Here is a 25,606-nt window from a genome sequence, read left to right as displayed (position 1 = left end):
TTAGTTTTTTCCTGCAACAAAAGAGGCGGATTTTTCACCGGCAACACGGTATTTCAAAGGTTCGATAGGTGTGCCGCCGTAATTGGCTTCAGAGCCGGCTGCAATACCGATCCAAACATTGTAAGGCGCGCCGCCTCTCAGATGTTGTTCGCTTCCGGCCGGAACGATACGGCTGAATACTACTTTTCCATCTTTGTCTGTAATAATCAGATTGCTTCGGTATTGGACTTTAATCCAAAGTTCGTCTTTCTCAACTTTGACGGCAGGCTTCTCATCTTGTACGACGGCGGAAGCTGCTGAGGCAGCTTGATCATTAGCCGCTTCAGACTTATTGGTGATTTCTTTTTTGCCGTCTTCTGTCATTTCGCTAACGGCAACATTATCCGTTTTTAAGGCAGGCGTTTTCATCGTATCAGCAACATCTTTGCTGTTCTGAATATTTGCCTGCTCATTTTCAAAACTGGATTTGCTTTGCCAAAAGTAAACGCCGCCTACAGCCAAAGCCAATGCGGCTATTCCCAATATCCATTTTGGGAAGCCTTGTTTCTCAGTGTCTTTGTAGCTTAAGCCGGTGTTAGTGCTGCGTGTTACCGCGTATACATGGTCTTCAAGTTGCGGAGTAATGGAGAGCAAATGTTTGGCGATGGTTTGTTCGTCAATTTTCAGAAATCGTGCATATGAACGCAGATAGCCTGAAACAAAGACTAAACCGGGAAAACCTGAATATTCCCCTTTTTCCAAAGCATCAATTTGTTCGGCAGACAGTTTCAAACGTGAAGCAACATCTTGAATATCGATTTTGGCATCAGTTCTGTGTTTGCGTAATTCATCCCCCAATGTTTTGGCGGCTTGTGTGTCGTAGTTGATTTTATCGTTATTTTCCATTTAGTGGCCCGTTGTGACAGTTTGTAGTTCGTCTGAATAGGGGAAGTTTGCCCTAAGTTGGGCTTCATATTCGTATGCGGCGTGTTTATTGCCCAAGGCGGTAGCCAAACGCCAGCCTAAGAGTAAATCGTCAGCCTGCAGGACATCAACTTTGCTTTGGTATTGGCGGAAATAATAGTCGGCATCGTTCAGATTGCCTGCCATCATTTTGGTTCGGGCAAGTTCTTTGAAAGCAGGGAAGAATTGCGGATTCGCTGCTAAAGACCTTTCCAAATAGGCTTGGGCTAAAGAGTATTGGCCTAACCTTGCGCTGCAAATGCCTTTATTCATATTGGCAATAAAGGGGCTCGGGTAGGTCGGGTCGGCCAGTGCCTTATCAAAATAAGCCAAAGATTCGGCTGGTGCATTCATTTGATTGCACAAAAACCAACCGTAGTTGTTGTTAACTTCTGCACTATCAGGTTTTAAAGACAATGCTTTAAGAAAGCTTTCCTGGGCTTTGTCTTTAACCTTCAAATACTGATAAATCTCAGCGCGTACCAACCAAGCAAGGTCATTTTTGGAATTGGACTTAAGCGCCTCTTCGATACTTTCAGTAGCTTGGCGGTAGTTTTGGCCGCGCATATATTCCACAGCCAGTTGGGTTTTGATATTAGAAACTTGAATGGCACGTTCTTTAGGGCTTGGGCCGGAAGAGGAAGCGCAGGCAGAAAGAGTCAGTGCGGTAAGTAAAGCGAATCCGAACTTGATTTTCATAATTAACCTTATTGTTCGACCAAAATCTGTTGCCATTTTTGTTGGCGGCGTGTTTTATCTTGTACTTGTCCGGCCAATTGTCCGCAAGCGGCATCGATATCGTCGCCGCGGGTTTTGCGGACAGTAACGACAAAGCCGGCTTGTTGCAGAATATCGCGGAAGACACGGATATTTTCATTGGTAGAACGTTCGTAGCCGGAATTTGGGAAAGGATTGAACGGAATCAGATTGAATTTGCATGGTACGTCTTTAACCAATTCAATCAATTCGCGCGCATGTTGTGCTTTATCATTGATACCGTCGAGCATAACGTATTCAAAGGTAATAAAGTCACGGGGGGCTTTGACCAGATAACGTTGACAGGCCGCCATCAATTCTTTGAGCGGGTATTTTTTGTTGAGAGGAACAATCTGATCGCGCACTTCATCGTTGGATGCGTGTAAAGATACAGCCAAAGCAACAGGCATTGCATCACGCAGTCTGTCCATTTGTGGAACCATGCCCGAAGTGGAAACAGTCACGCGGCGGCGGCTCAAGCCGTAGCCGTGATCATCCAGCATAATGCTCAAAGCGGTAACAACATTATCAAAGTTTGCCATGGGTTCACCCATGCCCATCATCACCACGTTGGAGATAACGCGTTCGTTTTTAGGGGTAACGCCCATGGCTTTATTTGCCCACCAAAGCTGACCGATAATTTCAGCGGCAGTCAGGTTGCGGTTGAAACCTTGTCGTCCGGTAGAGCAGAAGGTGCATTCCAATGCGCAACCGACTTGGGAAGAGATACACAAAGTTCCGCGTTCGGCCTCGGGAATGAAAACGGTTTCTACACCGTTGCCCGTACCGACATCCAGCAACCATTTGCGTGTACCATCAGTAGATTCTTGTGCCATCATTAATTTAGGCACTTCGATTGTGGCTTGTTCATTCAACTTGGCGCGCAATGATTTGGCCAAGTCAGTCATTTCTTCAAAGTTTTGTGCACCGGCTTGATGCATCCAACGCATTACTTGCTTGGCACGAAAAGGCTTTTCGCCCATTTCGGCAAAGTGTTGCGTCAGTCCGTTTAAATCATAATTCAGTAGATTGGTTTTCATGTATTTTTATGTTTCTCAGTAAAGCTTTTAAAGCAAAGAGGCTTATTGAGCAGCTTTGCTTTAAAAGCCTTTGGGTTTTCAGACGGCCTTTAATTTGTAGGACATACAAAGCAGTTTTGCCGTCCGATATGAATCGGACGGCCGTAAAGCGGCTACAGGCTTTTACTCTTAGCGTGGGCAGATTTCGCTTTGGCTGAAGAAGTAAGCAATTTCAATCGCAGCATTTTCAACGCTGTCAGAACCATGTACGGCATTAACACTGACAGATTCTGCAAAGTCGGCACGGATTGTGCCAGGAGCTGCATCGGCTGGATTGGTTGCGCCCATCAATTCGCGATTTTTGGCAACGGCGTTTTCACCTTCCAATACCTGGATCATAACGGGATTACGTGTCATGAATTTAACCAAGTCTTCATAAAAAGGTCGGTCTTTGTGTACGGCATAAAACTCTTTTGCTTCACGCTCAGAGAGATGTTTCATTTTCGCCGCAATAATGCGCAAGCCGTTTTCTTCAAAGCGGCTGTAAATCTTGCCGATGACGTTTTTTTCTACTGCATCGGGTTTGATGATGGAAATCGTACGTTCGATGGCCATGTTATGTCCTTGTTTTTATTAATAGGTAAGTTGCCGTAGCCAAGAGGCGAGGGAAGTGTATTCTACCAAATTTCGCCCCTTTTTGGGAAAGGCATTATTTGCTTAAAGTCAGGTGTGGTTGTTCCAAATAGACTTCAGATTGCATTTCGATCATACGGCTGGCTGTACGGGTAAATTCTTCGGCAAAATCGCCTTCAACGTAAATATCGTTTACGCCAACTGCGCTAGTGGCGCACAGCTTCACACGGAAATCATATAAAACGTCAATTAACCATGTCAGACGGCGTGCTTCTGCTTTTTCTTGCGGGGTTAGACGTTCTAATCCTGAAAGGAAAACCATCTCGTAATGTTCGGCTAAATACAAATAGTCAGCTTGTGAGCGCGGGCCAAAACATAATGCACGGAAATCAAACCAGATGGCGCGTTCTGACTGGGCTTTATGGGGGATTTCCCGTCCATGGATAATGCTGATGCCTGGGTTTAATTCAGAGATTCCGCTCATTTCTTTAAATAAAGCAGCGAGTTTTTGCTCGTTTTCTTCATTATTGGGGACAAAGAAAATTTCGGCAGGACGCAGCGTACGCAAGCGGTAATCTTCGCCGCCATCCACATTTAAAACGGTCAGGTTGGACTCGATAAGGGCGATGGTTGGGAGAAAGCTGCTGCGGTTTTGGCCTTGAGGATAGAGTTCGGATGGGGCGTAGTTGGAAGTGGCTACCAAGACTACACCTTCACTCAACAGGTTTTCCAGTAAACGGCCCAAAATCATGGCATCGGCAATATCACTGACGTGAAACTCGTCAAAGCATAATACGCGTGTTTCTTTGGCAATTTCTGTTGCAACGGCTTTTAAAGGATTGGCTTCGCTTTTCAAGACTTTAAGGCGTTGATGGATTTCGGCCATGAAAGCATGGAAATGCACGCGACGCTTACGGCGATAAGGGAGGCAACCGAAAAAAGCATCCATCAAAAAGCTTTTACCGCGTCCTACGCCGCCATAAAAATAGAGTCCTTTAGGTACTTGAGGGGAACGCAAGCTACGGCCGAGAAAACGGTTGCGTTTGCGTTTGAACATCATCAGCTCGGTCCATAAACGATCCAAATATTCAATGGCTCGCGCTTGGGCTTCGTCGCGGATAAAGTTGGGCTGTTCGGCTGCAGCTTGATACCAAGTCAATGGGCTGTGGTTTTCAAATGGAGGTGGTGTGAATAGTTGGTCTCTATTGCTCATGTGTAACCTTTATTATGCTTTACTGGCGATAGTTGAAACATCATCCGCAATAGTTTGGACAGTAGTTGGAATGATGTTTTCATTACAGAATAGTCGGTCTATTATAAATGATTTCAGACGGCCTGCGTTTTTTGCAAAAGCATTGTAGTAAATATAGTTGAAATAGTGTGTGATTGAGGTATGCGTGAAAAGAGCCGGCTTTAGTATTTTTGGTGAAAACAAAAAAACGCCGCATTTCTGCGGCGTTTTGCTACTAAGTATTAATGAGCACTTTCTTGCAATGCCAAGTCTACACGCTCACGCAACTCTTTACCCGGTTTGAAGTGAGGAACATGCTTTTCTGGCACTTCCACGCGTTCACCGGTTTTCGGGTTGCGCCCGATACGGGCAGGGCGGTGGTTCAAGTCGAAGCTGCCGAAGCCGCGGATTTCGATACGTTGTCCACGAGCCAGTGAGCGGGTCATGGTATCAACCAAGACTTTTACACTGTATTCGACATCTTTAGCCAGCAGTTGGTTGCCATTTTTTTCGGCAAACACTTCTGCAAGGCGAACCATCAATTCAGACTTCGTCATGTCTGCAACCTTATTCTTGGTCGCCGGACAGTTTGGCTTTCAGCAAGTCGCCCAGGCTGGTAGTACCGGCATTGGCAGTTGCAGCGGCGTTAACTGAATTCAGCGCTTCGCGGTTTTCTTTAGCGTCTTTCGCTTTAACAGACAGACGGATGCTGCGGTTTTTGCGGTCAACGGTAACGATAACGGCTTCAACTTCGTCGCCTTCTTTCAGTTTGGTAGTCAGGTCTTCAACTCGGTCAGCAGCGAATTCAGAAGCAGGCAGGTAGCCTTCAACTTCTTCAGACAGAGCAACTACGGCACCTTTGGCGTCAACAGATTTCACAGAACCTTTAACCAAAGAACCTTTGTCGTTTACGCTGATAAAGTTGCCGAACGGATCACCTTCCAGTTGTTTGATACCCAAAGAGATGCGTTCTTTTTCAACGTCGATGGCCAATACAACGGCTTCAACTTCTTCGCCTTTTTTGTATTTGCGTACAGCTTCTTCGCCGGCTTCAGTCCAAGACAGGTCAGACAAGTGAACCAGGCCGTCGATGCCGCCAGGCAGACCTACGAATACGCCGAAGTCAGTGATAGATTTAACTGCGCCGGAGATTTTGTCGCCTTTGTTGTGGTTGGCGGCAAACTCTTCCCAAGGGTTAGCTTGGCATTGTTTCATACCCAAAGAGATACGGCGGCGGTCTTCGTCGATTTCCAGGATCATTACTTCAACTTCGTCACCCAATTGAACAACTTTGCTTGGGTGTACGTTTTTGTTGGTCCAATCCATTTCGGAAACGTGTACCAAACCTTCGATGCCTTGTTCGATTTCAACGAATGCACCGTAGTCAGTCAGGTTGGATACTTTACCGAACAGGCGGGTACCTTGTCGGTAACGACGGGTCAGGCCGCTCCAAGGATCTTCGCCCAGTTGTTTCATACCCAAAGAAACGCGTTGTTTGTCTTGGTCGAATTTCAGGACTTTAGCTTCTACTTCTTGACCAACTTCCAAAACTTCGCTTGGGTGTTTCACACGGCGCCATGCCAAGTCGGTGATGTGCAACAGACCGTCGATGCCGCCCAAGTCAACGAATGCACCGTAATCGGTGATGTTTTTAACGATACCTTTGATAACTGAACCTTCTTGCAGGTTTTCCAGCAAGGCTTTACGCTCTTCGCCCAAAGTAGCTTCCAGAACAGCGCGGCGGGACACAACAACGTTGTTGCGTTTTTTGTCCAGTTTGATCACTTTGAATTCAATTTCTTTGCCTTCGAAGTGAGAAGTGTCTTTTACAGGACGTACGTCAACCAAAGAACCCGGCAGGAATGCGCGGATGCTGTTGATCATAACAGTCAGACCACCTTTGACTTTGCCATTGATAACGCCGGACAGGATGTCGCCGTTTTCCATAGCTTCTTCCAAAGCGATCCAGTCGGCAGCGCGTTTGGCTTTTTCGCGGGACAGTTTGGTTTCGCCGAAGCCGTTTTCAACAGATTCGATGGTAACGGTAACGAAATCGCCAACTTTAACTTCAATCTCGCCCTGAGCGTTTTTGAATTCAGCAACATCAATCAGAGATTCTGATTTCAGACCTGCGTTAACGGTAACGAAGTTTTGATCGATGCCGACTACTTCGGCAGTAATCACTTCACCTGGGTTCATCTCTTGCAGGGTAAAGCTTTCTTCCAGCAGCTGGGCAAAATTTTCCATAGTCATATATACTCTTTTCGGTACACCGCCAAGGGGTGCGGGTTAGGTTTGAAATGACCTGCCGTCCTTGGCGCGGCAGGTTGGGAAATGTTTTCAGACGGCCTTGTTATAGGGCTAACAGGCCGTCTGAAATGAAAACTTCGCGATTATACTCCAAATTTTAAACTTTATGATACCAATCAAGCACTTTTTTTACAGCTTCTTCGATAGAAAGGTTATCGGTATCTAAAAGCAGGGCGTCGGGCAGCTGTTTCAACGGAGCAACAGGGCGGCGGCGGTCTGCTTCGTCGCGCGCTTCAATGTCCGACAAAATACGCTCGAATGCAACGCCTTCGCATGGGATACCGAGTTGTTGGGCGCGACGTTGGGCGCGGACATTGGCACTTGCGGTCAGGAAAATTTTTAATGCAGCATCAGGGAAAATAACCGAGCCGATATCGCGGCCGTCGGCGACCAAGCCTTTTTCGGTTAGGAAGTCGCGTTGGCGTGGCAAAAGGGCGGTACGCACTTTAGGCAACTGCGCGACGGCAGATGCGCCCATACCGATCGCTTCGGTACGGATTTGCTCGGATACATCTTCGCCGTTTAATAATACGGCGCTGCCTTCAAATTGTGCGGGCAAAGTTTCTGCCAGTGTGCTGACGGCGTCTTCATCTGTCCAGGCAACATTTTGTTTTTGTGCGTAAAGCGCAGTCAGGCGGTAAAGCGCACCGGAGTCGAGGTAAAGAAAACCCAAGGCTTCGGCTACGCGTGAGGCAACCGTTCCTTTACCGGATGCGCTGGGGCCGTCGATGGCGATAACTTTTTGCTTGAGGCTCATGTGTTCTCCTGAATGCGATAGGTATTTGAATTAACCGTTTATTATACGTTGCTTTGGCCGTCTGAAAACGAAAATTTTTGTGTGATTTAGATTTGAGGGAAAAGCGGCTCGGCCTTATCAGGTATAATGGCCAAAATCATAATTTAACCGCTTTATCTGATTGTTCGGGCCGTCTGAAACAACGGGTCGGGAACGGTCTTAGAATTTAGAAACATTATGTTACAAACCGATAATCTTACTTCTGCACAACCTCAGCGCATTATCACTGCTCAAAATATTTCCGCTCAGGAAGAATTGCTTGAACGCGCTTTACGTCCGAAAACTCTAGACGACTATATCGGACAGGATAAAGCAAAAGAGCAGTTAGCTATTTTTATTCAGGCGGCAAAAAAACGTGGTGAAGCGCTTGACCACACTTTGTTGTTTGGTCCTCCGGGTTTGGGCAAAACTACTTTGGCGCACATTATTGCCAAAGAGTTAGGAGTTAATTTGCGCCAAACCAGCGGCCCGGTTTTGGAACGTGCTGGCGACCTTGCAGCCTTGTTGACTAATCTCGAGCCGCATGATGTGCTGTTTATCGATGAAATCCACCGTTTAAGCCCAGTGGTTGAAGAAATCCTTTATCCTGCGCTTGAAGATTATCAGTTGGACATCATGATAGGCGAAGGTCCGGCCGCGCGTTCGGTCAAAATCGATTTGCCGCCGTTTACATTGGTGGGCGCAACGACCCGTGCCGGTATGTTGACCAATCCGTTGCGCGACCGTTTCGGTATCGTGTCCCGATTGGAGTTTTATCAGAATAAAGATTTGGCGACTATTGTTGCCCGTTCTGCTCAACTATTGCAGTTGGATATGGGCGACGAGGGCGCTATGGAAGTGGCCAAGCGCAGCCGCGGCACTCCGCGTATTGCCAACCGCCTTTTGCGACGTGTACGCGATTATGCCGATGTGAAAAACAACGGCATCATTGATGCGGAAATTGCCGATGCGGCTTTGAGTATGCTGGATGTGGACGGGCAAGGTTTGGATGTGATGGACAGGAAATTCCTTGAGGCGATTTTGCACAAGTTCAGCGGCGGTCCTGTCGGGTTGGAAAACGTGGCCGCTGCGATTGGCGAATCGACCGATACCATCGAAGATGTGATTGAACCATATCTGATTCAGCAGGGCTTTTTGCAACGTACACCGCGCGGACGCGTAGCAACCGAACGAGCCTATCTGCATTTTGGCTTGAAGGTTCAAGAATAATAATGAAGGTCGTCTGAAAACTGCTTTCAGACGGCCTGATACTTTCAATTTCATATGATTGTCGGCAAATATCTGCCGATAATTGGTTAAAATGTTCCCCTTTTCTTTTTTGAAGTTTCCCCATGAATATCTTATCCGTAGAAAATGCTTCTTTTGCTGTCGGTCATGTCGCCTTGCTCGACAAAACTTCTTTTCAACTCGACAGCGGCGAGAAAATCGGTTTAATCGGCCGCAACGGTGCGGGTAAGTCTTCGTTTTTAAAAATCCTCGCCGGTGTACAAAAGCTTGACGATGGACAGATTATTGTTCAAAACAACCTCAAAATCGTTTATGTGCCGCAAGAATCCTTTTTTGATAAGGATGCAACCGTATTTGATACCGTTGCCGAAGGATTGGGCGAAATTCGCGATTTATTGAGCCGTTATCATCATGTCAGCCATGAGTTGGAAAATGGTTCGAGTGAGACTTTGTTGAAAGAGCTCAACGAATTGCAGCTTGAAATCGAAGCGAAGGACGGCTGGAAACTGGATGCGGCAGTCAAGCAGACATTGGGCGAACTCGGTTTGCCGGAAAACGAAAAAATCGGCAACCTCTCCGGCGGGCAGAAAAAGCGCGTCGCCCTGGCGCAGGCTTGGGTGCAAAAGCCCGACGTATTGCTACTGGACGAACCGACCAACCATTTGGACATCGACGCGATTATCTGGCTGGAAAACCTGCTCAAAGCATTTGAAGGCAGCTTGGTTGTGATTACCCACGACCGCCGTTTTTTGGACAATATCGCCACGCGCATCGTCGAACTCGACCGCGGCACTCTGCGCTCCTATCCCGGATCGTTCTCCAAATACAGCGAGAAAAAAGCGCAAGAGTTGGCAGTCGAGGCGGAACATAACCGCTTGTTTGATAAATTCCATGCTCAGGAAGAAGCATGGATACGCAAAGGCATCGAAGCGCGCCGTACCCGTAATGAAGGCCGCGTGCGCCGTTTGGAAGAGCTGCGCCGCCAGCGCGCCGAGCGCCGCAATGTACAAGGGCAGGTCAACTTTAAGCTCGACAGCGGCGAAAAAAGCGGCAAAATCATCGCCGAATTGGAACACGCTTCTTTTGCCTATGGCGACAAAGTCATCATGGACAAATTCTCCGCCATTTTGCAGCGCGGCGACAAAATCGGCTTAATCGGTCCAAACGGTATCGGTAAAACCACCTTCCTTAAGCTGATTTTGGGCGAATTGCAGCCGACCTACGGCAGAATCCGTATCGGCAGTAAACAGGAAGTTGCTTATTTCGACCAGTTCCGCAGCGCGTTGAACGAAAACGACACCGTGTTTTACACGCTCGGACAGGGCAATGATTACGTTGAAGTCGGTGGTAAGAAAAAGCATGTGATGAGCTATTTGGAAGATTTCCTGTTCCATCCAGCCCGCGCACAAAGTCCCGTTTCATCACTCTCCGGCGGCGAACGCAACCGACTCCTGTTGGCAAAACTCTTTACCCGCCCTGCCAATATCCTGGTCTTGGACGAACCGACCAACGACTTGGACATCGATACCCAAGAGCTGCTCGAAGACCTGTTGCGAGATTACCAAGGCACGGTATTCCTTGTCTCGCATGACCGTATGTTCTTGGATAATGTGATTACTCAAAGCATTGTTTTCGAAGGACAAGGCCGTCTGAAAGAATACATCGGCGGCTATCAGGACTATATCGACGCAAAATCGCGGGAAGATAAAATTCAGACGGCCTCTGCGCCTAAAGCGGTTGCCGAGCCTGAAAAAATCAAACCCAAAGCCAACCGCACGGTCAAACTTTCTTATAAAGAACAGCGCGAACTCGATGCCCTGCCTGATGAAATCGCCGCTTTGGAAACCGAGCAGGCTGAAATCAATACCCAGCTTTCCGATCCTGAAATTTTCAAAGATTACGAAAAAGCAGGTGCATTGCAAAGCAGGGCTGAAGAAATTGAGATGTCGCTTTTGGAAAAGCTGGAACGCTGGGAATGGCTGGAAGCGAAACAAAATGGCGAAGCGGTTTAAATTAGGAATTTTGTCCCAAAGTAGGGCAGATATTTTTCTAAATCATGCCGTCTGAACCCCGAATATTCAAAAACAAGGTCTACAACCAACATGAAAAAAGTCGAGAAAAACGTATTGGTGCTGCATAGCGCTAAGGAAATGTTTGAGCTGGTGGACAAAGTTGAGGACTATCCAAAATTTTTGCCGTGGTATAGCAAGACCGAAGTCATCGAACGCAAAGGCAACGAACTAAAAGCGCGCCTGTTTATGGACTATATGCGTGTCAAGCAATCATTTGCGACGCACAATCACAATATCCCGGGGCAGGAAATCCGCATGGATTTGCTCGAAGGGCCGTTTAAAATCCTGCGTGGCACTTGGAAATTTATCGACTTGGGCGATGATATGTGTAAAGTCGAATTCAGATTAGAATACGATTTCTCCAATGCCATACTCTCTGCCATGATTTCCCCGGTGTTCGGCCATCTCGCCGGTACATTGGTGGATGCTTTTATTAAAGAGGCCGACCGCCGCTATGCTTGAGATTGAAATTGTTTACGGACTAGCCGATAGGCAAGTGTTGAAGGGTATGACCGTTGCCGAAGGTACAACCGTACGCGAAGCTGCCCTGCAAAGCGGTTTGGAGGTGGAGTTCCCAGAGTTGGATTTACAGCAAGCGCCTTTGGGTATTTTCGGCAAGGTCGTGAAAAGTGAGACTGTGTTGCGCGATGGCGATCGGATTGAGGTTTATCGTCCATTGTTGATTGATCCGAAAGAAGCGCGACGTAAACGCGCTGGGCAAGAATAAATCAAAGGCCGTCTGAAACTTTTTCAGACGGCCTGTCAAACTGAAAGAACAGTAATGAGCTTGAAAATTAAATTAATCGTCGGTTTGGGCAATCCAGGCCAAGAATACGAACAAACGCGCCACAATGTTGGCTTTTGGCTGTTGGATGAACTGGCGTGGAAATGGAAAGTTAATTTTAAAGACGAAAAGAAATTTTACGGCGAAGTAGCACGCGCCACTACGCCTGATGGTGATGTTTGGCTGCTCAAACCCATGACCTTTATGAACCGCTCCGGTCAGGCCGTTGCCGCTTTGGCTCAGTTTTACAAAATCAAGCCGGAGGAAATCTTGGTGATCCATGACGAGCTGGATATTCCATGCGGCCGTATCAAATTCAAACTTGGCGGCGGCAACGGCGGACACAACGGCCTCAAAGACATTCAGGCTCGTTTGGGTACGCCTAATTTCTACCGCCTGCGCTTGGGCATTGATCACCCTGGCGACCGTAATCTGGTTGTCGGTTATGTGTTGAATAAACCGTCAGCGGAACACAGACAGCAAATTGATGACTCCATCGCCAAATCCCTGCAAGGATTGCCGGCCGTGTTGAATGGCGAATGGGAAGAAGCAACACGTTTTTTACACAGTAAGTAAGCGTATCCGAATCAAACGGGCAGCCTTGCACATCATGTTCAGACGGCCTGAAAACAGGCAGCGCGATCTGACTAGCGATAAACCAATTAAAGAAACAGTAAATATGAACGAACTGACCAGCCTTATGCAGACCGAAGCCCCAGGCATTGTTGGCGAAACATTAGACTTCTGCCTTTACGAATGCAGTATTGAAGATGCCCCGGATGCTGAAGAAGTGGCACAATGGCGTGATATTTTGAAGGCTCGGGGTGGGAAATTTGTCCGCTTGGCAGACATCTGCCAAACATGGCTGGATGAAGAGGCCGAGAAATGAAAGCCTTACCATTAAACAAATTTACTGTCGCTGCCTGTATTTGGTTTGCCGCCGCCATTTATGCCTTACTTTTCAAAGAGGGCGGCAATAGCGCTCCACCATTTCCCCATTTTGATAAAGTTGGCCATTTCGGACTGTTTTTCGGACAGGCATGGCTGTGCGCAAAAATATTTATTCAAGACAATAGGAATATTCCCCATAAAGGCATTCTGTTTGCCGCTTTATTGTTTGCAATAGGAAGCGAGCTGGCTCAGGCATTTCTGACTACTACGCGCCAGGGTTCGATCGCGGACGGCATTGCCGATATGGCAGGTACGGCTGCGGCGCTGTGGTTTGCAGCAAAAGTAAAAGCAGCAAAAAGTTAGACATATTTAAACAACTTAAAGGCCGTCTAAAATCCTGAGAAACAGGTTTCAGACGGCCTTTTGTTACTTGATGCATGAAGCAATCGTTACTTCATGCCAAGTATTTAAATATTAGAATTTTACGCGTACACCGGCAGATACTTCGTGGGAATGGAGCTTAACGTTATTGATCTTGCTCCAGTGGTTATAGCGATAGCCTGCATCCAGTGCTACATTTTGAGTTACATCATAACTTACACCAGCCATTGCACCTACGCCAATTTTAGTATCCTTACGTTCAGCTGTTTGTTCGGCTGTTTGATATTTATGAGTAGAGTGGTTAAGACCCAGGCGAACACCTACATAAGGTTTTACAGGAGCTTGCAGGTCAAAATCATAAATAGCAGATACACCGGCACTGTGATATTTAGCCTCAGCATATACCGAAGGTACATTAATCTTTGCAGATTTATAATGCGTATAGTCGGCAGCAACACGGAAATCGCCGAAATCGTAGCCTGCAGAAATACGAGGGCTAAAGCCTTTAATTGATGCGCCACCCAGTTTTACAGTAGCATGACCAGCATCAGCCTGAACATAAAAACCTTTGGTTTCATCAGCCAATGCAAATGCAGGCAGGGAAAGAGCAATCAGTGTTACCAGAACTTTTTTCATTGTTTTGTCCTTAATGTAGGATTAGGAGTAGTGGATAATCGCCGGGATTGTTCATTCCCAACAATTATTCTGATTGTATTTTCTTGTGGAAAATTAAGCAAATCTAAAAATGTGTCAGCTGTTGTAAAATCGCACTTATAAAAAACACTGTAACAAATCGTTTAAGAACAAACAGCCTTGTTCGGTCGGGCGGAACACGGTCGGGTCTGATTCAAGCAGGTCTTTTTGTCTGGCGGTTTCGATTTGTGCCATGATTTTTGCAGTGGGTACGCCGGTACGTTCCTGCAACATTGCGGCAGGTACGCCGTCGGTCAGGCGCAGGGCGTTCATCATGAATTCGAATGGAAGGTCTTCGGCGGCAACGGTTTTGCGTTCAACTGCTTCATGCGGATTGCTCTGCATGGTGGCAAGATAGTCGTTGGGATGACGGCGGCGGACAGTTCGCTCGATGCGGTCGGGATAGGAAATTTTGCCGTGTGCGCCCGCGCCGATGCCCAAATAATCGCCGAACTGCCAGTAGTTCAAATTGTGGCGGCACTGCATATTAGCTTTTGCAAAAGCCGATGTTTCGTAGTGGACAAAGCCTGCGCCTTCCAGCGCGCCGTGTACGGCATCTTCAATATCCAATGCTGCTTCATCTTGCGGCAAATCTTTTGGCGGCGTATGACCAAAAGGTGTGTTCGGCTCCATGGTCAGATGATATGCGCTGATATGCGATACGCCTGTTGCAATAGCGGTTTGCACATCGTTTAAGGCCGTCTGAACCGTTTGGTTTGGCAGGGCATACATCAAATCGATATTGACTTTTTCAAATAATTTCAAGGCAGTATCAATGGCTGTCAGGGCTTCTTTGCCGTTGTGAACGCGTCCCAATCGAGCAAGCATATCGTCGTTAAAACTTTGTACGCCGATAGACAGACGCGTAATGCCTGCGTCTTTAAATCCTTGAAACTTCTCAATTTCAAATGTGCCGGGGTTCGCTTCCAAAGTAATTTCCGCTTCGGGTTGCAAGCGCAACAGTGAGCGCACGCCGCTTAACAAACGGTCAATCGATTCCGCTTGAAACAGGCTGGGCGTACCGCCGCCGAAGAATATGGTTTCCACCGGTCTGCCCCAAATATTCGGCAACTCAAGCTGCAGGTCGGTTAATAGGGCATCGATATAGGCTTCTTCCGGCAGGCCGTTTTTCAGGCTGTGGGAATTGAAGTCGCAATACGGGCATTTTTTGATGCACCAAGGAATATGGATATAGAGTGATAAAGGAGGTAGGGCGGTTAGCTGGCCGGGGCGTTGGAAGGTGATTTGGGTCATGATATGTGTTGAGGCTTGAGGCCGTCTGAAATTTTTAGGGCCTTATTTTAACTGAAATGTCGGCCGGGAAAGTAATCAGTAGGAAATTTGCGCAGTCTAAGCGCTCAAAAAAGCTTCAATTTCTTCTTCTGATAATTTGGAATTGCAGACAAATTTTATTTTGCCTTGTGAGATGTTGAGTAATGCGGGAACAGTTTTGATGCCGTGTTGTTCACGAAAAGTTTTTAAAGCCGCTTTGTTGCTGCTGTCTGTAAAGCGGATGGTAAACTGCTTGTTTAAGGAAACGGTAGACAGTTTTGCAACAAAACGGCGACAGTATGAACAGCTTGGTTTGCCTAAAAAGACGATAGCAGTTTCTTGACTGTCAATGAGTTGCAGAAGTTCGTCAGGTGTGGTTGGGATGAAGGCAGCAACGTGTTTTGCAAAGGCTGCCAATTCTTCAGGTGAGGGCTTGGGCATGGGAATGAATGTAAGGTAGGCCGTCTGAAGGTTTCAGACGGCCTTTGGTTTTTATGTAGTTAAAGTCTTTTTTGCATCCAAGATGAGAGTTTGGGTGCACCGAATAGCAGGAAAATGCCGATAAAAAGCTGCGCGATGTTGGCAAGTATGCCGGCTTGGTTTTGTGCGCCGAGGTCCGCCCAAACGGATGTATGTGTGTCGATAGCAATAGACTGTACAAAAAGATAGAGAGAGAGAACTGGTAAATTAGGTCGGGGATAGCTTGGAAAACAGTATATATGCCTATTAATACAATACCGGTCGTCAGCCATGGTGCAGGGTGTTTTGGGGCTTCCTGTACGGTTTGCAGATGTTCGGGCAACAGGCGGTTGGCAATGGTGGCAGGGAAACACCATAGCAGCAGCCATGCAATTAAATACAAGCCGTAGAACATCAGTACGGGCGGAATTTGTTTGCTGTCATACATGCTTTCTGACTGTGCGAATATGGTAGCAATGCCGCCAAGTGTTTGTACGATGCCGATTAAAACGACCAAGCGGATGGCGACAATCAGGATTTGCTTAGGGGACATGGATTTCTTTCATTATTTGTTGGATTTAGAACATCTAAAAAAACGTTTCAGGTTTTCAGACGGCCTATTATTGATTTATAAGGATTCGATTTTTCTTAATAGTTCACGCAATGCTTGGGCGCGGTGGCTTTCGGCATTTTTGATTTCAGGATCAAGCTCGGCAGCGGTGCAACCATGTTTGGCCAGATAGAAATGTGGATCGTAGCCGAAGCCGTTTGTACCGGCTGCCTCGGTCTGCCATTGTCCGCGCCAGATGCCTTCTGCGATGATGGGTTGCGGGTCGTTTTCGTGGCGGACGAGGACAAGGACGCAGACGTAGTAGCAGCTTTTGTCGTCTTTATCGGCAAGATCGGCAGAGAGTTTGGCGTTGTTTGCGGCATCGGATTTGGGGTTTTCGCCTGCATAACGTGCGGAGAAAATACCGGGTGCGCCGTTTAAGGCGTTGGTGCAGATGCCGGAGTCGTCGGCAAGTGCCGGTAAGCCGCTGTATTGGGCGGCATGACGTGCTTTAGCCAGGGCATTTTCAATAAAGGTATGGTACGGCTCGGGACATTCGGGCGTATTGAACTGCGATTGCGGCAGGACTTCGATGTTTAAGTCGGCAAAGAGGCGGGAAAATTCTTTGAGTTTGCCTGCGTTGCCACTGGCAAGGACGATTTTTTCAAACATGGTTTTTCCTTAATGGTTTTCGGTTTGCTGCATACGAGCCATTTGTGCGCGTGCTTTGTGGCGGATGTAAAGGGCAAGGCTGCCGATTTGGGCAAAAACGGCGGCAAAGGCAAACAGAAAGGCGGCAACGGCAAATTGTTTGCTGTGAATGCTCAGAAGATAAGCACCCAACAGAATCAGTACGATAAACATCAGGGTAAACAGGGCGGTCAGGAGCAGATAGGCTTTTTGTCGGGTCATGGCAGCTTGGGTAAGGGGGAAAAATGTTCTGATTATAACGTCAGATTGGGAATTTGAAACCATGCCGGATTCGTTAAAAAGGCCGTCTGAATATTTCAGACGGCCTTAAGTCGAATAACGGATTAACGCAATTCTGTGTGCAGGCGGCTCAGCAATGTGGAGGCATCGCTGCCTTTGTATGGGCTGCCGTCTTTGTTCAACAGATGGAGGCGTGCGCCATTGTTGATAGGCTCAACATACACGATGATTTCAGGATACGTTTTTGGCGCTTCTGCTTTGCCTTTGCCAAATACGCGTTTGAACAGGCCCGGTTTTTTATTGGCAACTGCTTCGCCTTCAGTTGGCGCTTGTTGAACCAAGAAAGCGCGGCGTTCGGCATTTTGACCGATAACAGTCAGGCCGATGCGGTCAAGCGCAAGGGCGGTACGGCGCCAGTTGCGGCCGTAATCGCCTGCCAGCAACAGAGTGCCGTTGTCCACACGCGCCAATTCAGAAGCATTGCTGCGGGCAGCAACGCTTTGGGTCAGGGCTTGTTCGGCTTGCTGACCGTCAACGCCCAAATATTGCATAAAGCGGGCGAGGAATGCGGCTTCGAGGTTAGGGTCGTTTTCACCCGGTTGCCACATCGTAGTGTCTTTTTTACGGTCGGCATAAACTTCTTTCATGCCTTTGTGGGCGAAGAAGATGTCGGTCGAACCGTTTTTACCTTGTTCGATGCGGATGATGAACTTGTCGCGTTCGCTGGTAGAGTAGATACCGCCCAAGCCGACTTTGTCCAACAGACGGCGCAGGCTGTCTTGAGGGATTTTGGCTCGGTTTTCTGCCCACTCGGTTTCCATTTGGCCGATGGCAGGTTCTTCAGATTTGATGTCGAAACCGTTTTCTTGCCAGAACACTTTCAGCAAAGGCCAAATTTCGCGAGGTGATTTGCCATCGACAACCAACCAGCGTTGGTTGCCGTCACGCTCAAGGCGTACGCCTTTAACGGATTTCAAGACTTCTGCATTGGCAGGTTGTTGTACAGCTTGAGTGCGGCGTTTGTTGAAGTCGCTGGCGCGGACGGCACCGCTGCCTGCCGGTAATTGATAGAGGTTGCCTTGGTCTGGGTTGTTCAAATCAGGTGGTACTTCCAGTTTGACCAAGCGGTGTGATTGACTTTGATAGTCGAGTTTGGGTTGTTCTTTTTTGCTGCCGGAACAGGCAGTCATGCTAATCAGGGCGAGGGCTACTACGATGGGTTTGATATAGGTCATCTTGTTTTCCTGTGGATGGAGTTCTTAACAGGGAGGCCGTCTGAAAAGGGTGTTTGGAATTCAGACGGCCTTATTTCCGGATCAGATTTGTCCTGATTTTTCCAGAGCGGCTCGGACTTTGGCTTGACCGGCTTCGGTCAGTGCTACCAAAGGCAGACGAACATGGGGTTCGCATTTGCCCAATAAGCTCAGGCCCCATTTGGGCGCGGCCGGGCTGGGCTCGCAGAACATGGTGTTATAAATTGGGATAAGTTGCTCGTTTAGACGACGGGCGGTCGCAATATCGCCCTCAAGGGCGGCTCGACACATATCGGCAAAGAGTTTCGGTGCAACGTTGGCTGCGACGGTTACCACGCCATGACCGCCACACAGCATGAAAGGCAGGCCGGTAGGGTCATCGCCGGAGAACACGGCAAAACCTTCAGGAACGCTGTTGATCAATTCGATGTTGTTGCCGATATTGCCGCTGGCTTCTTTCACACCGACGATATTCGGAATCTCGGCCAAACGCAAAATAGTGTCGTTGCTCATGCTCACGACGGTACGGCCGGGAACATTATAAATAATCATCGGAATCGAAGTGGCTTCGGCGATGGCTTTGAAATGTTGGTAAATGCCTTCTTGCGAAGGTTTGTTGTAGTAGGGAACAACAGATAAGGTGTAGTCCGCACCGGCTTGCTCGGCTGCTTTGGAAAGGGCGATGGCTTCGACAGTATTGTTGGCGCCTGTGCCGGCGATAACGGGAACGCGCTTGTTGACGTGTTTGACAGTGGCTTCAATAACGGCCAAATGTTCTTCGACAGGCAGGGTGGCTGACTCGCCGGTGGTACCGACTGCGACGATGCCGTCGGTGCCGTTTTCAATGTGCCAGTCGATTAAGTCATGAAGTTGTTCGTAGTTGATGCTGCCGTCTTGATTCATCGGAGTAATCAGGGCAACCAGACTGCCTTTTAACATACGGAAACCTTTAATTTTATGGTGTGGGTGGATTATTCATCGGATTGTAGCTTACTTTGTTGTTTGTGTGAAACATATCCGCTATGAGGCCGGGCCGTTTAATCGTGACTTGTCATTATCTTAATGAATAATACATTTTTAAATCATTGGTTTGTTTGTTTTAAGATGGAAAAATGATGTCAAGAATTAAAATGTGTTAAGGCGGTTTGAGGCCGTCTGAAAACGATTGGGCGGAGCTTTCAGACGGCCTGATGGTTTTGAATTTGCTGATACATTTCAAATTGGTTAAAATACGCATCTTAATATTTTTTAACGATTCTTGAGAGAAGGTTCAACATGGCCGGAATGACTGAAAAACAAGCGGAACCGCTTGATTTGGTTTATGGTTTGGAAGATAAGCCGCCGTTTGGGAATGCGTTGTTGAGTGCGGTTACGCACCTTCTAGCGATTTTTGTTCCGATGATTACTCCGGCACTGATTGTCGGTGGGGCATTGGAGCTGCCGGTTGAAATGACGGCTTATTTGGTGTCGATGGCGATGGTGGCTTCCGGTGTCGGTACTTATTTGCAGGTCAACCGTTTCGGGCCGGTCGGTTCGGGTATGTTGTCGATTCAGTCGGTCAACTTCTCTTTTGTTACCGTGATGATTGCGCTCGGTACCGGTATGAAAGAGGGCGGCTTGACTAAAGATGTGATGATTTCAACGCTCTTGGGAGTGTCCTTTGTCGGCGCGTTTTTGGTGTGCTTCTCCGCTTGGCTTTTGCCTTATCTGAAAAAAGTGATTACGCCGACTGTAAGCGGCGTGGTCGTCATGTTGATCGGCTTGAGCTTGGTGCATGTCGGCATTACTGACTTTGGCGGCGGCTTCGGTGCGAAAGCAGACGGTACGTTCGGTTCGATGGAAAACTTAGGTCTGGCATCGCTGGTGTTGCTGATTGTATTGGTTTTCAACTGCTTGAAAAACCCATTGCTGCGTATGAGCGGCATCGCGGTGGGTTTGATTGTCGGTTATATTGTTGCGCTGTTTTTGGGCAAAGTAGATTTTTCCGCCCTGCAAAACCTGCCGCTGATTACCCTGCCTGTTCCGTTTAAATATGGTTTCGCATTTGATTGGCACGCGTTTATCGTTGCCGGTGCGATTTTCTTGTTGAGCGTATTTGAAGCAGTAGGTGATTTGACGGCGACTGCGATGGTCTCCGAGCAGCCGATTGAGGGTGAGGAATATACCAAACGTCTGCGCGGCGGCGTATTGGCAGATGGTTTGGTATCTGTGATTGCGACTGCGTTGGGCTCTTTGCCTTTGACTACTTTTGCGCAAAATAACGGCGTGATTCAAATGACCGGCGTGGCTTCGCGTCATGTGGGCAAATATATTGCGGCGATTTTGGTATTGTTGGGCTTGTTCCCTGTCATCGGCCGTGCGTTTACCACGATTCCGAGTCCGGTTTTGGGTGGCGCGATGGTGTTGATGTTTGGCCTGATTGCGATTGCCGGTGTGCGGATTCTGGTCAGCCACGGTATTCGCCGTCGTGAAGCGGTTATCGCGGCAACTTCTGTCGGTTTGGGTTTGGGCGTGGCGTTTGAGCCGGAAGTGTTCAAAAACCTGCCGGTATTGTTCCAAAACTCAATTTCCGCAGGCGGTATTATGGCGGTATTGTTGAACTTGGTTTTGCCGGAAGATAAAACCGATAAAGCGGTTAAGGTTGAAACCGACAGTTTGGATCACTAAGCAAGCTTTATTCAAAGGCCGTCTGAAGTTTCAGACGGCCTTTGGTTTTTCGGCTATAATATTGTTTTTATTTGTTATCCGAGTGGTTCGGATAGCTCTACCCGGAAAGGTTTTATATGACGGTTTATTCACTTTTTATCACTTGTCCTCGCGGTTTGGAAGTGCCTTTGACGCAGGAACTCGAAAATATGGTATGTCAGGATATCCGCGCTGTTGACGGCGGTGTGGCATGTAAAGGCACGATGGAGCAGGTGTATCGCATCAACCTGTATTCGCGCGTTGCCAGCCGTGTTTTGCTGCGCTTGACCAAAGGTGGTTATCGCAATGAACACGATATCTACAAATTGGCACGAAATCTCCATTGGACAGGTTGGTTTAAGCTGGAGCAGACCTTTAAAGTCAAAGTCGAAGGCAAGCGCGCTAATGTGAAAAGCTTGGATTTTGTCGGTTTGAAAATCAAAGATGCCGTCTGCGATGCCTTCCGCGATATTTATGATGCGCGTCCGAGCGTGGGTAAAATCAACCCCGATATCCGCATTCATGCCTTTATCGATGAGCGCAATGTGGAAATCTTTATCGATACTTCCGGCGAAGCACTCTTCAAACGCGGCTATCGTCAGGATACCGGCGAAGCGCCATTAAGAGAGAACTTAGCGGCAGGTTTGCTGCTTTTGGCAGGCTACGACGGTACGCAGCCTTTCCAAGACCCGTTTTGCGGTAGCGGTACGATTGCCATTGAGGCAGCATGGATTGCGACACACCGTGCGCCGGGCTTGATGCGCCGTTTCGGTTTTGAAAAACTGCAAAACTTCGACAAAGAAAAATGGCAAGCCTTGCGCCGTGAAGCTGAAAAACAAATCAAACCGGCAGCCGCGCCCATTTCCGGCAGCGACAACGACCGTTATATGATTCGTGCCGCATTGGCCAATGCTCAAGCCGCCGAAGTGGATAATTTCATCCGCTTTGACGTGCAAGATGCGCAGACCGCTCGACCAAACGGCGAACACGGCATTATGATTTCCAATCCGCCTTATGGTGTGCGCCTTGCCGAAATTCAGGCTTTACAGGCGCTTTATCCGCAACTGGGGACATGGTTGAAACAGCATTACGCAGGCTGGCTTGCCGGAATGTTGACCGGCGATCGCGATATGCCGAAATTTATGCGCCTTTCTCCGAAGCGTAAAATTCCATTGTTCAATGGCAACTTGGATTGCCGATTGTTTTTGATGGATATGGTTAAAGGCTCGAATCGGGGCTAAAACCTGAAATAGAGGCCGTCTGAAAGATGATTTCAGACGGCCTTTTTTGATTTGTTAAAACCGTCTTTGTTATAACGGAGTTTGCTTTACGTATTCTGATTTTAGGCCGTCTGAATCGTGTTCAGACGGCCTTTTTATTGGTTTAAAACTGCTATTTTATAGTAATAGACAATCATATAAATAATAAAAATCTATTACATGAGTAAAATGCATTGTTAAATAAAAATACCATATCTAGTAGTCTTGTGTTTTAATTCGCACCATATATTGTGTTTTGTGGTATTGCAATGAGTAGCTTGAAATTTACAGTTGAGCAAATTGTCTGGCAGGAAGTGCCGGGCGAAGTGTCGCTGGCATTTCTGTTTTCAGGTTGTCCGCTGCGTTGTAAAGGTTGCCATAGTGCCGATACATGGAAAGAGGGCATTGGCACGGAATTGACCGAGGATTATTTAAAAGGCCGTCTGAAACGCTATCGCGGATTAATTAGCTGCGTGTTGTTTATGGGCGGGGAGTGGCAACCGAAAGCCTTACAGAAAATGCTGGGCATCGTGACGCAGGAAGGTCTAAAAGCCTGTTTGTACACCGGCCTGGAGCGTGAGGAGCTGGAAGCGGTTTCAGACGGTATCCTGCCTTATCTGACGTATCTGAAAACCGGCCGCTGGCAGATGGAGCTGGGCGGCTTAGACAGCCCGACCACCAATCAGAAGTTTGTCGATTTGCGCACGGGTGAAGTGTTGAACCGATTGTTTATCAAAGACAAACCCGCGCCTAAAGTGTTTCCAGTGGCTTCAATTTAGCTGGGTGCTGTATTGCACTGATTTAAATTGAATCTATTGTATTCGCTGACAGCGATGTTTCAGACGGACTGACCGTCATTGCTTGATAAATCATCCAGACCTTATAGGAGAATTAACATGATTCGGCTGCATCCCGAACAGTTAAACGGAAAACTACAATTCATGCGCGACTACATCAGCGCGCAAAACGCGGCGGACGGCTCGAAAATGGATGCCAACGCCAACGTTACCCAGAAAAACATCGCCACGATGGAAGCGGAAATCATGAAAGACTTTTTCGTGCAGATTAACCGCGCCCAAGTGTCGCGCAAAATTGCCGAAATTTTCGACCAATCCGTTGCCGACGAATACATCCGTCAGATTGAGGCGCATGAGATTTATGTGCACGACGAAACCAGCCTCAAGCCTTATTGTGTGTCGGTTACGCTGTATCCCTTCCTGCTTGACGGCTTAAGTAAACTCGGCGGCGAATCCAAGGCGCCGCAGCATCTGGCTTCGTTTTGCGGTTCGTTTATCAACCTGGTGTTTGCCATCAGCGCGCAGTTTGCCGGCGCGGTGGCGACGGTGGAATTTCTGACTTATTTCGACTACTTCGCCCGCAAAGACTACGGCGACGATTATTTGGAAACCCACGCCAAAGAAATCGCCAACCACATGCAGCAGGTAGTGTACAGCATCAACCAGCCCGCCGCCGCGCGTGGCTATCAGAGCGTGTTTTGGAATATTTCCGTTTACGATCAATACTATTTCGACGCGATGTTCGGTGATTTCGTCTTCCCCGATTTCAGCAAACCGGTGTGGACGAGCGTGGCGAAGCTGCAAAACTTCTTCCTCAAATGGTTCAATCAGGAACGCACCAAGGCCGTTTTGACTTTCCCCGTCGTGACCGCTGCGATGCTGACCGACGGCGGCAAATGCAAAGACACCGTGTTTGCCGATGAAATGGCGAAAGAGTTGGCGGAAGGCAATTCCTTCTTCGTCTATCTTTCCGATAACCCCGATTCGTTAGCTTCCTGCTGCCGCCTGCGCAACGCCATCGAAGACCGCACCTTCAGCTACACCCTCGGCGCGGGCGGAGTGGCGACCGGTTCCATCAACGTCATCACCATCAACATGAACCGGCTGGAACAAGACGGGCGCGACCTTGCCGCCGAAGTCGCCAAAATCCACAAATACCAATACGCCTACCGCAAACTGATGGAAGAATACCAAGCCGCCGGAATGCTGCCCGTTTACGATGCAGGCTTCATTACGTTGGACAAACAGTTCCTCACCATCGGCATCAACGGCATGGCGGAAGCCGCCGAATCGCAAGGCATCAAGGTCGGCTACAACGATGACTACATCAACTTCGTCCAAGGCCGTCTGAAAACCATATTTGAAGCCAACCAAGCCGCCAGCAAACACTACGGCGTGAAGTTCAATACCGAGTTTGTCCCCGCCGAAAACCTCGGCGTGAAAAACGCCAAATGGGACAAAGCCGACGGCTACAAAGTCAGCCGTGACTGCTACAACTCCTATTTCTACGTCGTCGAAGATGAAGAAATCAACGCGCTCGACAAATTCCTGCTGCACGGTAAAGAACTGGTGGACTGGCTCGACGGCGGCTCCGCGCTGCACTTGAACCTCGACGAAGCACTGCCCGAATCCGGCTACCGCTCGCTCTTGGACATCGCCGCGCAAACTGGCTGCAACTACTTCTGCGTGAACGTGCGCATCACCATCTGCAACGAATGCGGCCACATCGACAAACGCACCCTGCACGCCTGTTCCTCCTGCGGTAGTCACGACATCGACTACGGCACCCGCGTCATCGGCTATTTGAAACGCGTATCCGCATTCAGTAGCGGACGGCGTAAAGAGCACGCACTCAGGCATTATCACCGTAAAGCGGCGTAATCGTTGACAAAAAGTTACTTAAAAAAGCAAAGGCCGTCTGAAATTTCAGACGGCCTTTAGATAGACTGACTCTTTCAACTGTATGATTTTAATTAAATTAAACAACAATGCTTGATACTTTAATATTTTGAAGTTCCGTGTGATTCGCTGGTAGGGTGTGTGGCGCAGCCACGCACGCGGTCGGTAATTTTTTATAGTATTCACTCTCCGAAACTCATTACTGCCGTTTCTTTTGTTCCGCCCCAATCCAATGGCAGCCATCCATCCCGCACATAACGGTGAAACGACGAAAACGCCCAATCGCGAACATTGCTGCACAATCCATGTTTGACGGGATTGAAATGGATGTAGTCCGCGCAACGCTGCAAATCCGTTTCGTCGCGCACGGTGTGTTCGTAAAAACGCCGTTGCCAAATACCGCGTTCGTTTCGACGCTGTTTGCTGGCGGACAGGTTTTCGGCACGAGGGAAATGTGCGGAGAATTTGGTTTTAATCAGCCGCCAGCGCAGGGAATAATCCGCATCATCGAGCGGCAGCGTCCAAATGGCGTGAATGTGGTTCGGCAGTACGCATACGGCGACGGTTTCAAAGGGGTATTGTTTTTGCACATCCATATAAGCCGCACGCAATAAGTCGATATGTTCGACAAGCAGGCGCGATTTTGGGTCGGCGAGTTTGACGGTGAAAAAGAATGTACCGCCGGCAATGAAGTTTCTGCGATAACGCGCCATAGGTTTTTTGTTTGTGGTTTGGGTGTTGGAGAAGGAATGGTTTGTTGTTTAAGG

General features: G+C 48.2%; 28 protein-coding genes. 11 read left to right on the top strand and 17 right to left on the bottom strand.

What is annotated here, in order from left to right; translation table 11 throughout:
* The 8 genes from HMPREF3139_RS04555 to cmk all read right to left on the bottom strand — a co-directional run bounded on the left by HMPREF3139_RS04555 (position 1) and on the right by cmk (position 7,648).
* Positions 1-885, bottom strand: coding sequence for a helix-turn-helix domain-containing protein (locus HMPREF3139_RS04555; protein WP_070460848.1), 885 nt, complete (start codon positions 883-885; stop codon positions 1-3).
* Positions 886-1,641 carry a type IV pilus biogenesis/stability protein PilW gene (gene pilW / locus HMPREF3139_RS04550; protein ID WP_063075505.1) on the bottom strand — a complete coding sequence of 252 codons (756 nt, stop codon included), beginning with the start codon at positions 1,639-1,641 and terminating at the stop codon, positions 886-888.
* An 8-nt stretch (positions 1,642-1,649) separates the two neighbouring features.
* Positions 1,650-2,738, bottom strand: a complete 1,089-nt coding sequence (rlmN, locus tag HMPREF3139_RS04545) for a dual-specificity RNA methyltransferase RlmN (RefSeq protein ID WP_003683577.1) — start codon at positions 2,736-2,738, stop codon at positions 1,650-1,652.
* A gap of 168 nt (positions 2,739-2,906) precedes the next feature.
* Positions 2,907-3,332 carry a nucleoside-diphosphate kinase gene (gene ndk, locus HMPREF3139_RS04540; RefSeq protein WP_004519785.1) on the bottom strand — a complete coding sequence of 142 codons (426 nt, stop codon included), beginning with the start codon at positions 3,330-3,332 and terminating at the stop codon, positions 2,907-2,909.
* 94 nt (positions 3,333-3,426) lie between these two features.
* Positions 3,427-4,563 carry a cell division protein ZapE gene (zapE, locus tag HMPREF3139_RS04535; protein WP_049333700.1) on the bottom strand — a complete coding sequence of 379 codons (1,137 nt, stop codon included), beginning with the start codon at positions 4,561-4,563 and terminating at the stop codon, positions 3,427-3,429.
* A 260-nt stretch (positions 4,564-4,823) separates the two neighbouring features.
* Positions 4,824-5,138 (bottom strand): integration host factor subunit beta, encoded by a 315-nt coding sequence (locus tag HMPREF3139_RS04530; protein WP_003678992.1) that lies wholly within the window; start codon positions 5,136-5,138, stop codon positions 4,824-4,826.
* Between the two features lie 10 nt (positions 5,139-5,148).
* Positions 5,149-6,834: a 30S ribosomal protein S1 gene (gene rpsA, locus HMPREF3139_RS04525; protein ID WP_141743133.1), complete on the bottom strand. Its 1,686-nt coding sequence runs from the start codon at positions 6,832-6,834 to the stop codon at positions 5,149-5,151.
* A 154-nt stretch (positions 6,835-6,988) separates the two neighbouring features.
* Positions 6,989-7,648 (bottom strand): (d)CMP kinase, encoded by a 660-nt coding sequence (gene cmk / locus HMPREF3139_RS04520; RefSeq protein WP_070460846.1) that lies wholly within the window; start codon positions 7,646-7,648, stop codon positions 6,989-6,991.
* A 216-nt stretch (positions 7,649-7,864) separates the two neighbouring features.
* Here cmk and ruvB point away from each other — a divergent pair, with 216 nt between their 5' ends.
* The 7 genes from ruvB (at position 7,865) to HMPREF3139_RS04485 (ending at position 13,024) form a co-directional block, all read left to right on the top strand.
* On the top strand, positions 7,865-8,896 hold the full coding sequence (gene ruvB / locus HMPREF3139_RS04515; RefSeq protein WP_070460845.1) for a Holliday junction branch migration DNA helicase RuvB: 1,032 nt from the start codon (positions 7,865-7,867) through the stop codon (positions 8,894-8,896).
* Positions 8,897-9,018: 122 nt separating this feature from the next.
* Positions 9,019-10,926 (top strand): ATP-binding cassette domain-containing protein, encoded by a 1,908-nt coding sequence (locus HMPREF3139_RS04510; RefSeq protein WP_070460843.1) that lies wholly within the window; start codon positions 9,019-9,021, stop codon positions 10,924-10,926.
* Between the two features lie 90 nt (positions 10,927-11,016).
* On the top strand, positions 11,017-11,448 hold the full coding sequence (locus tag HMPREF3139_RS04505; RefSeq protein WP_070460841.1) for a type II toxin-antitoxin system RatA family toxin: 432 nt from the start codon (positions 11,017-11,019) through the stop codon (positions 11,446-11,448).
* On the top strand, positions 11,441-11,713 hold the full coding sequence (locus tag HMPREF3139_RS04500; RefSeq protein WP_070460839.1) for an RnfH family protein: 273 nt from the start codon (positions 11,441-11,443) through the stop codon (positions 11,711-11,713). The genes HMPREF3139_RS04505 and HMPREF3139_RS04500 overlap by 8 nt, the downstream gene beginning before the upstream one ends.
* 54 nt (positions 11,714-11,767) lie before the next feature.
* Positions 11,768-12,346, top strand: a complete 579-nt coding sequence (gene pth / locus HMPREF3139_RS04495; RefSeq protein WP_070460838.1) for an aminoacyl-tRNA hydrolase — start codon at positions 11,768-11,770, stop codon at positions 12,344-12,346.
* Between the two features lie 103 nt (positions 12,347-12,449).
* Positions 12,450-12,659 carry a dioxygenase gene (locus tag HMPREF3139_RS04490; RefSeq protein ID WP_070460836.1) on the top strand — a complete coding sequence of 70 codons (210 nt, stop codon included), beginning with the start codon at positions 12,450-12,452 and terminating at the stop codon, positions 12,657-12,659.
* Complete coding sequence (locus tag HMPREF3139_RS04485; RefSeq protein ID WP_070460834.1) at positions 12,656-13,024, top strand: VanZ family protein; 369 nt, start codon at positions 12,656-12,658, stop codon at positions 13,022-13,024. The genes HMPREF3139_RS04490 and HMPREF3139_RS04485 overlap by 4 nt, the downstream gene beginning before the upstream one ends.
* 111 nt (positions 13,025-13,135) lie before the next feature.
* Here HMPREF3139_RS04485 and HMPREF3139_RS04480 read toward each other — a convergent pair whose 3' ends face one another.
* From HMPREF3139_RS04480 to dapA, 8 genes are all read right to left on the bottom strand, one after another.
* The gene (locus HMPREF3139_RS04480) at positions 13,136-13,678 is read right to left on the bottom strand and encodes an opacity family porin (protein WP_049344773.1); all 543 of its coding nucleotides are present in this window, start codon (positions 13,676-13,678) and stop codon (positions 13,136-13,138) included.
* 135 nt (positions 13,679-13,813) lie between these two features.
* Complete coding sequence (hemW, locus tag HMPREF3139_RS04475; RefSeq protein WP_070460833.1) at positions 13,814-14,989, bottom strand: radical SAM family heme chaperone HemW; 1,176 nt, start codon at positions 14,987-14,989, stop codon at positions 13,814-13,816.
* Positions 14,990-15,085: 96 nt separating this feature from the next.
* Positions 15,086-15,448, bottom strand: coding sequence for a thioredoxin family protein (locus tag HMPREF3139_RS04470; RefSeq protein WP_070460832.1), 363 nt, complete (start codon positions 15,446-15,448; stop codon positions 15,086-15,088).
* Entirely contained in the window at positions 15,429-16,019 is a 591-nt protein-coding gene (locus HMPREF3139_RS04465) for a hypothetical protein (RefSeq protein ID WP_234396210.1), read from the bottom strand. The genes HMPREF3139_RS04470 and HMPREF3139_RS04465 overlap by 20 nt, the downstream gene beginning before the upstream one ends.
* A gap of 75 nt (positions 16,020-16,094) precedes the next feature.
* Positions 16,095-16,688, bottom strand: coding sequence for an RdgB/HAM1 family non-canonical purine NTP pyrophosphatase (gene rdgB / locus HMPREF3139_RS04460; RefSeq protein ID WP_070460830.1), 594 nt, complete (start codon positions 16,686-16,688; stop codon positions 16,095-16,097).
* 9 nt (positions 16,689-16,697) lie between these two features.
* Positions 16,698-16,928: an NGO_0222 family membrane protein gene (locus HMPREF3139_RS04455; protein WP_003679018.1), complete on the bottom strand. Its 231-nt coding sequence runs from the start codon at positions 16,926-16,928 to the stop codon at positions 16,698-16,700.
* 122 nt (positions 16,929-17,050) lie between these two features.
* Positions 17,051-18,181 (bottom strand): outer membrane protein assembly factor BamC, encoded by a 1,131-nt coding sequence (gene bamC, locus HMPREF3139_RS04450; RefSeq protein WP_049351545.1) that lies wholly within the window; start codon positions 18,179-18,181, stop codon positions 17,051-17,053.
* Between the two features lie 81 nt (positions 18,182-18,262).
* A complete protein-coding gene (dapA, locus tag HMPREF3139_RS04445) occupies positions 18,263-19,138 on the bottom strand; it encodes a 4-hydroxy-tetrahydrodipicolinate synthase (protein ID WP_070460828.1) in 876 nt (291 codons plus the stop codon).
* A 336-nt stretch (positions 19,139-19,474) separates the two neighbouring features.
* Between dapA and HMPREF3139_RS04440 the strand changes: the two genes are divergently transcribed.
* From HMPREF3139_RS04440 to nrdD, 4 genes are all read left to right on the top strand, one after another.
* The gene (locus HMPREF3139_RS04440; RefSeq protein WP_070460825.1) at positions 19,475-20,866 is read left to right on the top strand and encodes a nucleobase:cation symporter-2 family protein; all 1,392 of its coding nucleotides are present in this window, start codon (positions 19,475-19,477) and stop codon (positions 20,864-20,866) included.
* Between the two features lie 116 nt (positions 20,867-20,982).
* Positions 20,983-22,125 (top strand): THUMP domain-containing class I SAM-dependent RNA methyltransferase, encoded by a 1,143-nt coding sequence (locus tag HMPREF3139_RS04435; protein WP_070460823.1) that lies wholly within the window; start codon positions 20,983-20,985, stop codon positions 22,123-22,125.
* 287 nt (positions 22,126-22,412) lie between these two features.
* Positions 22,413-22,922, top strand: a complete 510-nt coding sequence (nrdG, locus tag HMPREF3139_RS04430; protein WP_070460821.1) for an anaerobic ribonucleoside-triphosphate reductase activating protein — start codon at positions 22,413-22,415, stop codon at positions 22,920-22,922.
* Between the two features lie 117 nt (positions 22,923-23,039).
* Positions 23,040-24,821 carry an anaerobic ribonucleoside-triphosphate reductase gene (gene nrdD, locus HMPREF3139_RS04425; RefSeq protein WP_070460820.1) on the top strand — a complete coding sequence of 594 codons (1,782 nt, stop codon included), beginning with the start codon at positions 23,040-23,042 and terminating at the stop codon, positions 24,819-24,821.
* Positions 24,822-25,021: 200 nt separating this feature from the next.
* Here nrdD and HMPREF3139_RS04420 read toward each other — a convergent pair whose 3' ends face one another.
* On the bottom strand, positions 25,022-25,552 hold the full coding sequence (locus HMPREF3139_RS04420; RefSeq protein WP_070460818.1) for an REP-associated tyrosine transposase: 531 nt from the start codon (positions 25,550-25,552) through the stop codon (positions 25,022-25,024).
* Positions 25,553-25,606 lie beyond the last annotated feature (54 nt).

It is taken from the genome of Neisseria sp. HMSC15G01 (genome assembly GCF_001808255.1).
GTDB lineage: Bacteria > Pseudomonadota > Gammaproteobacteria > Burkholderiales > Neisseriaceae > Neisseria > Neisseria subflava_A.
Note: the sequence above shows the minus strand (reverse complement) of the source record. Positions and strands in the feature narration are given on the sequence as shown.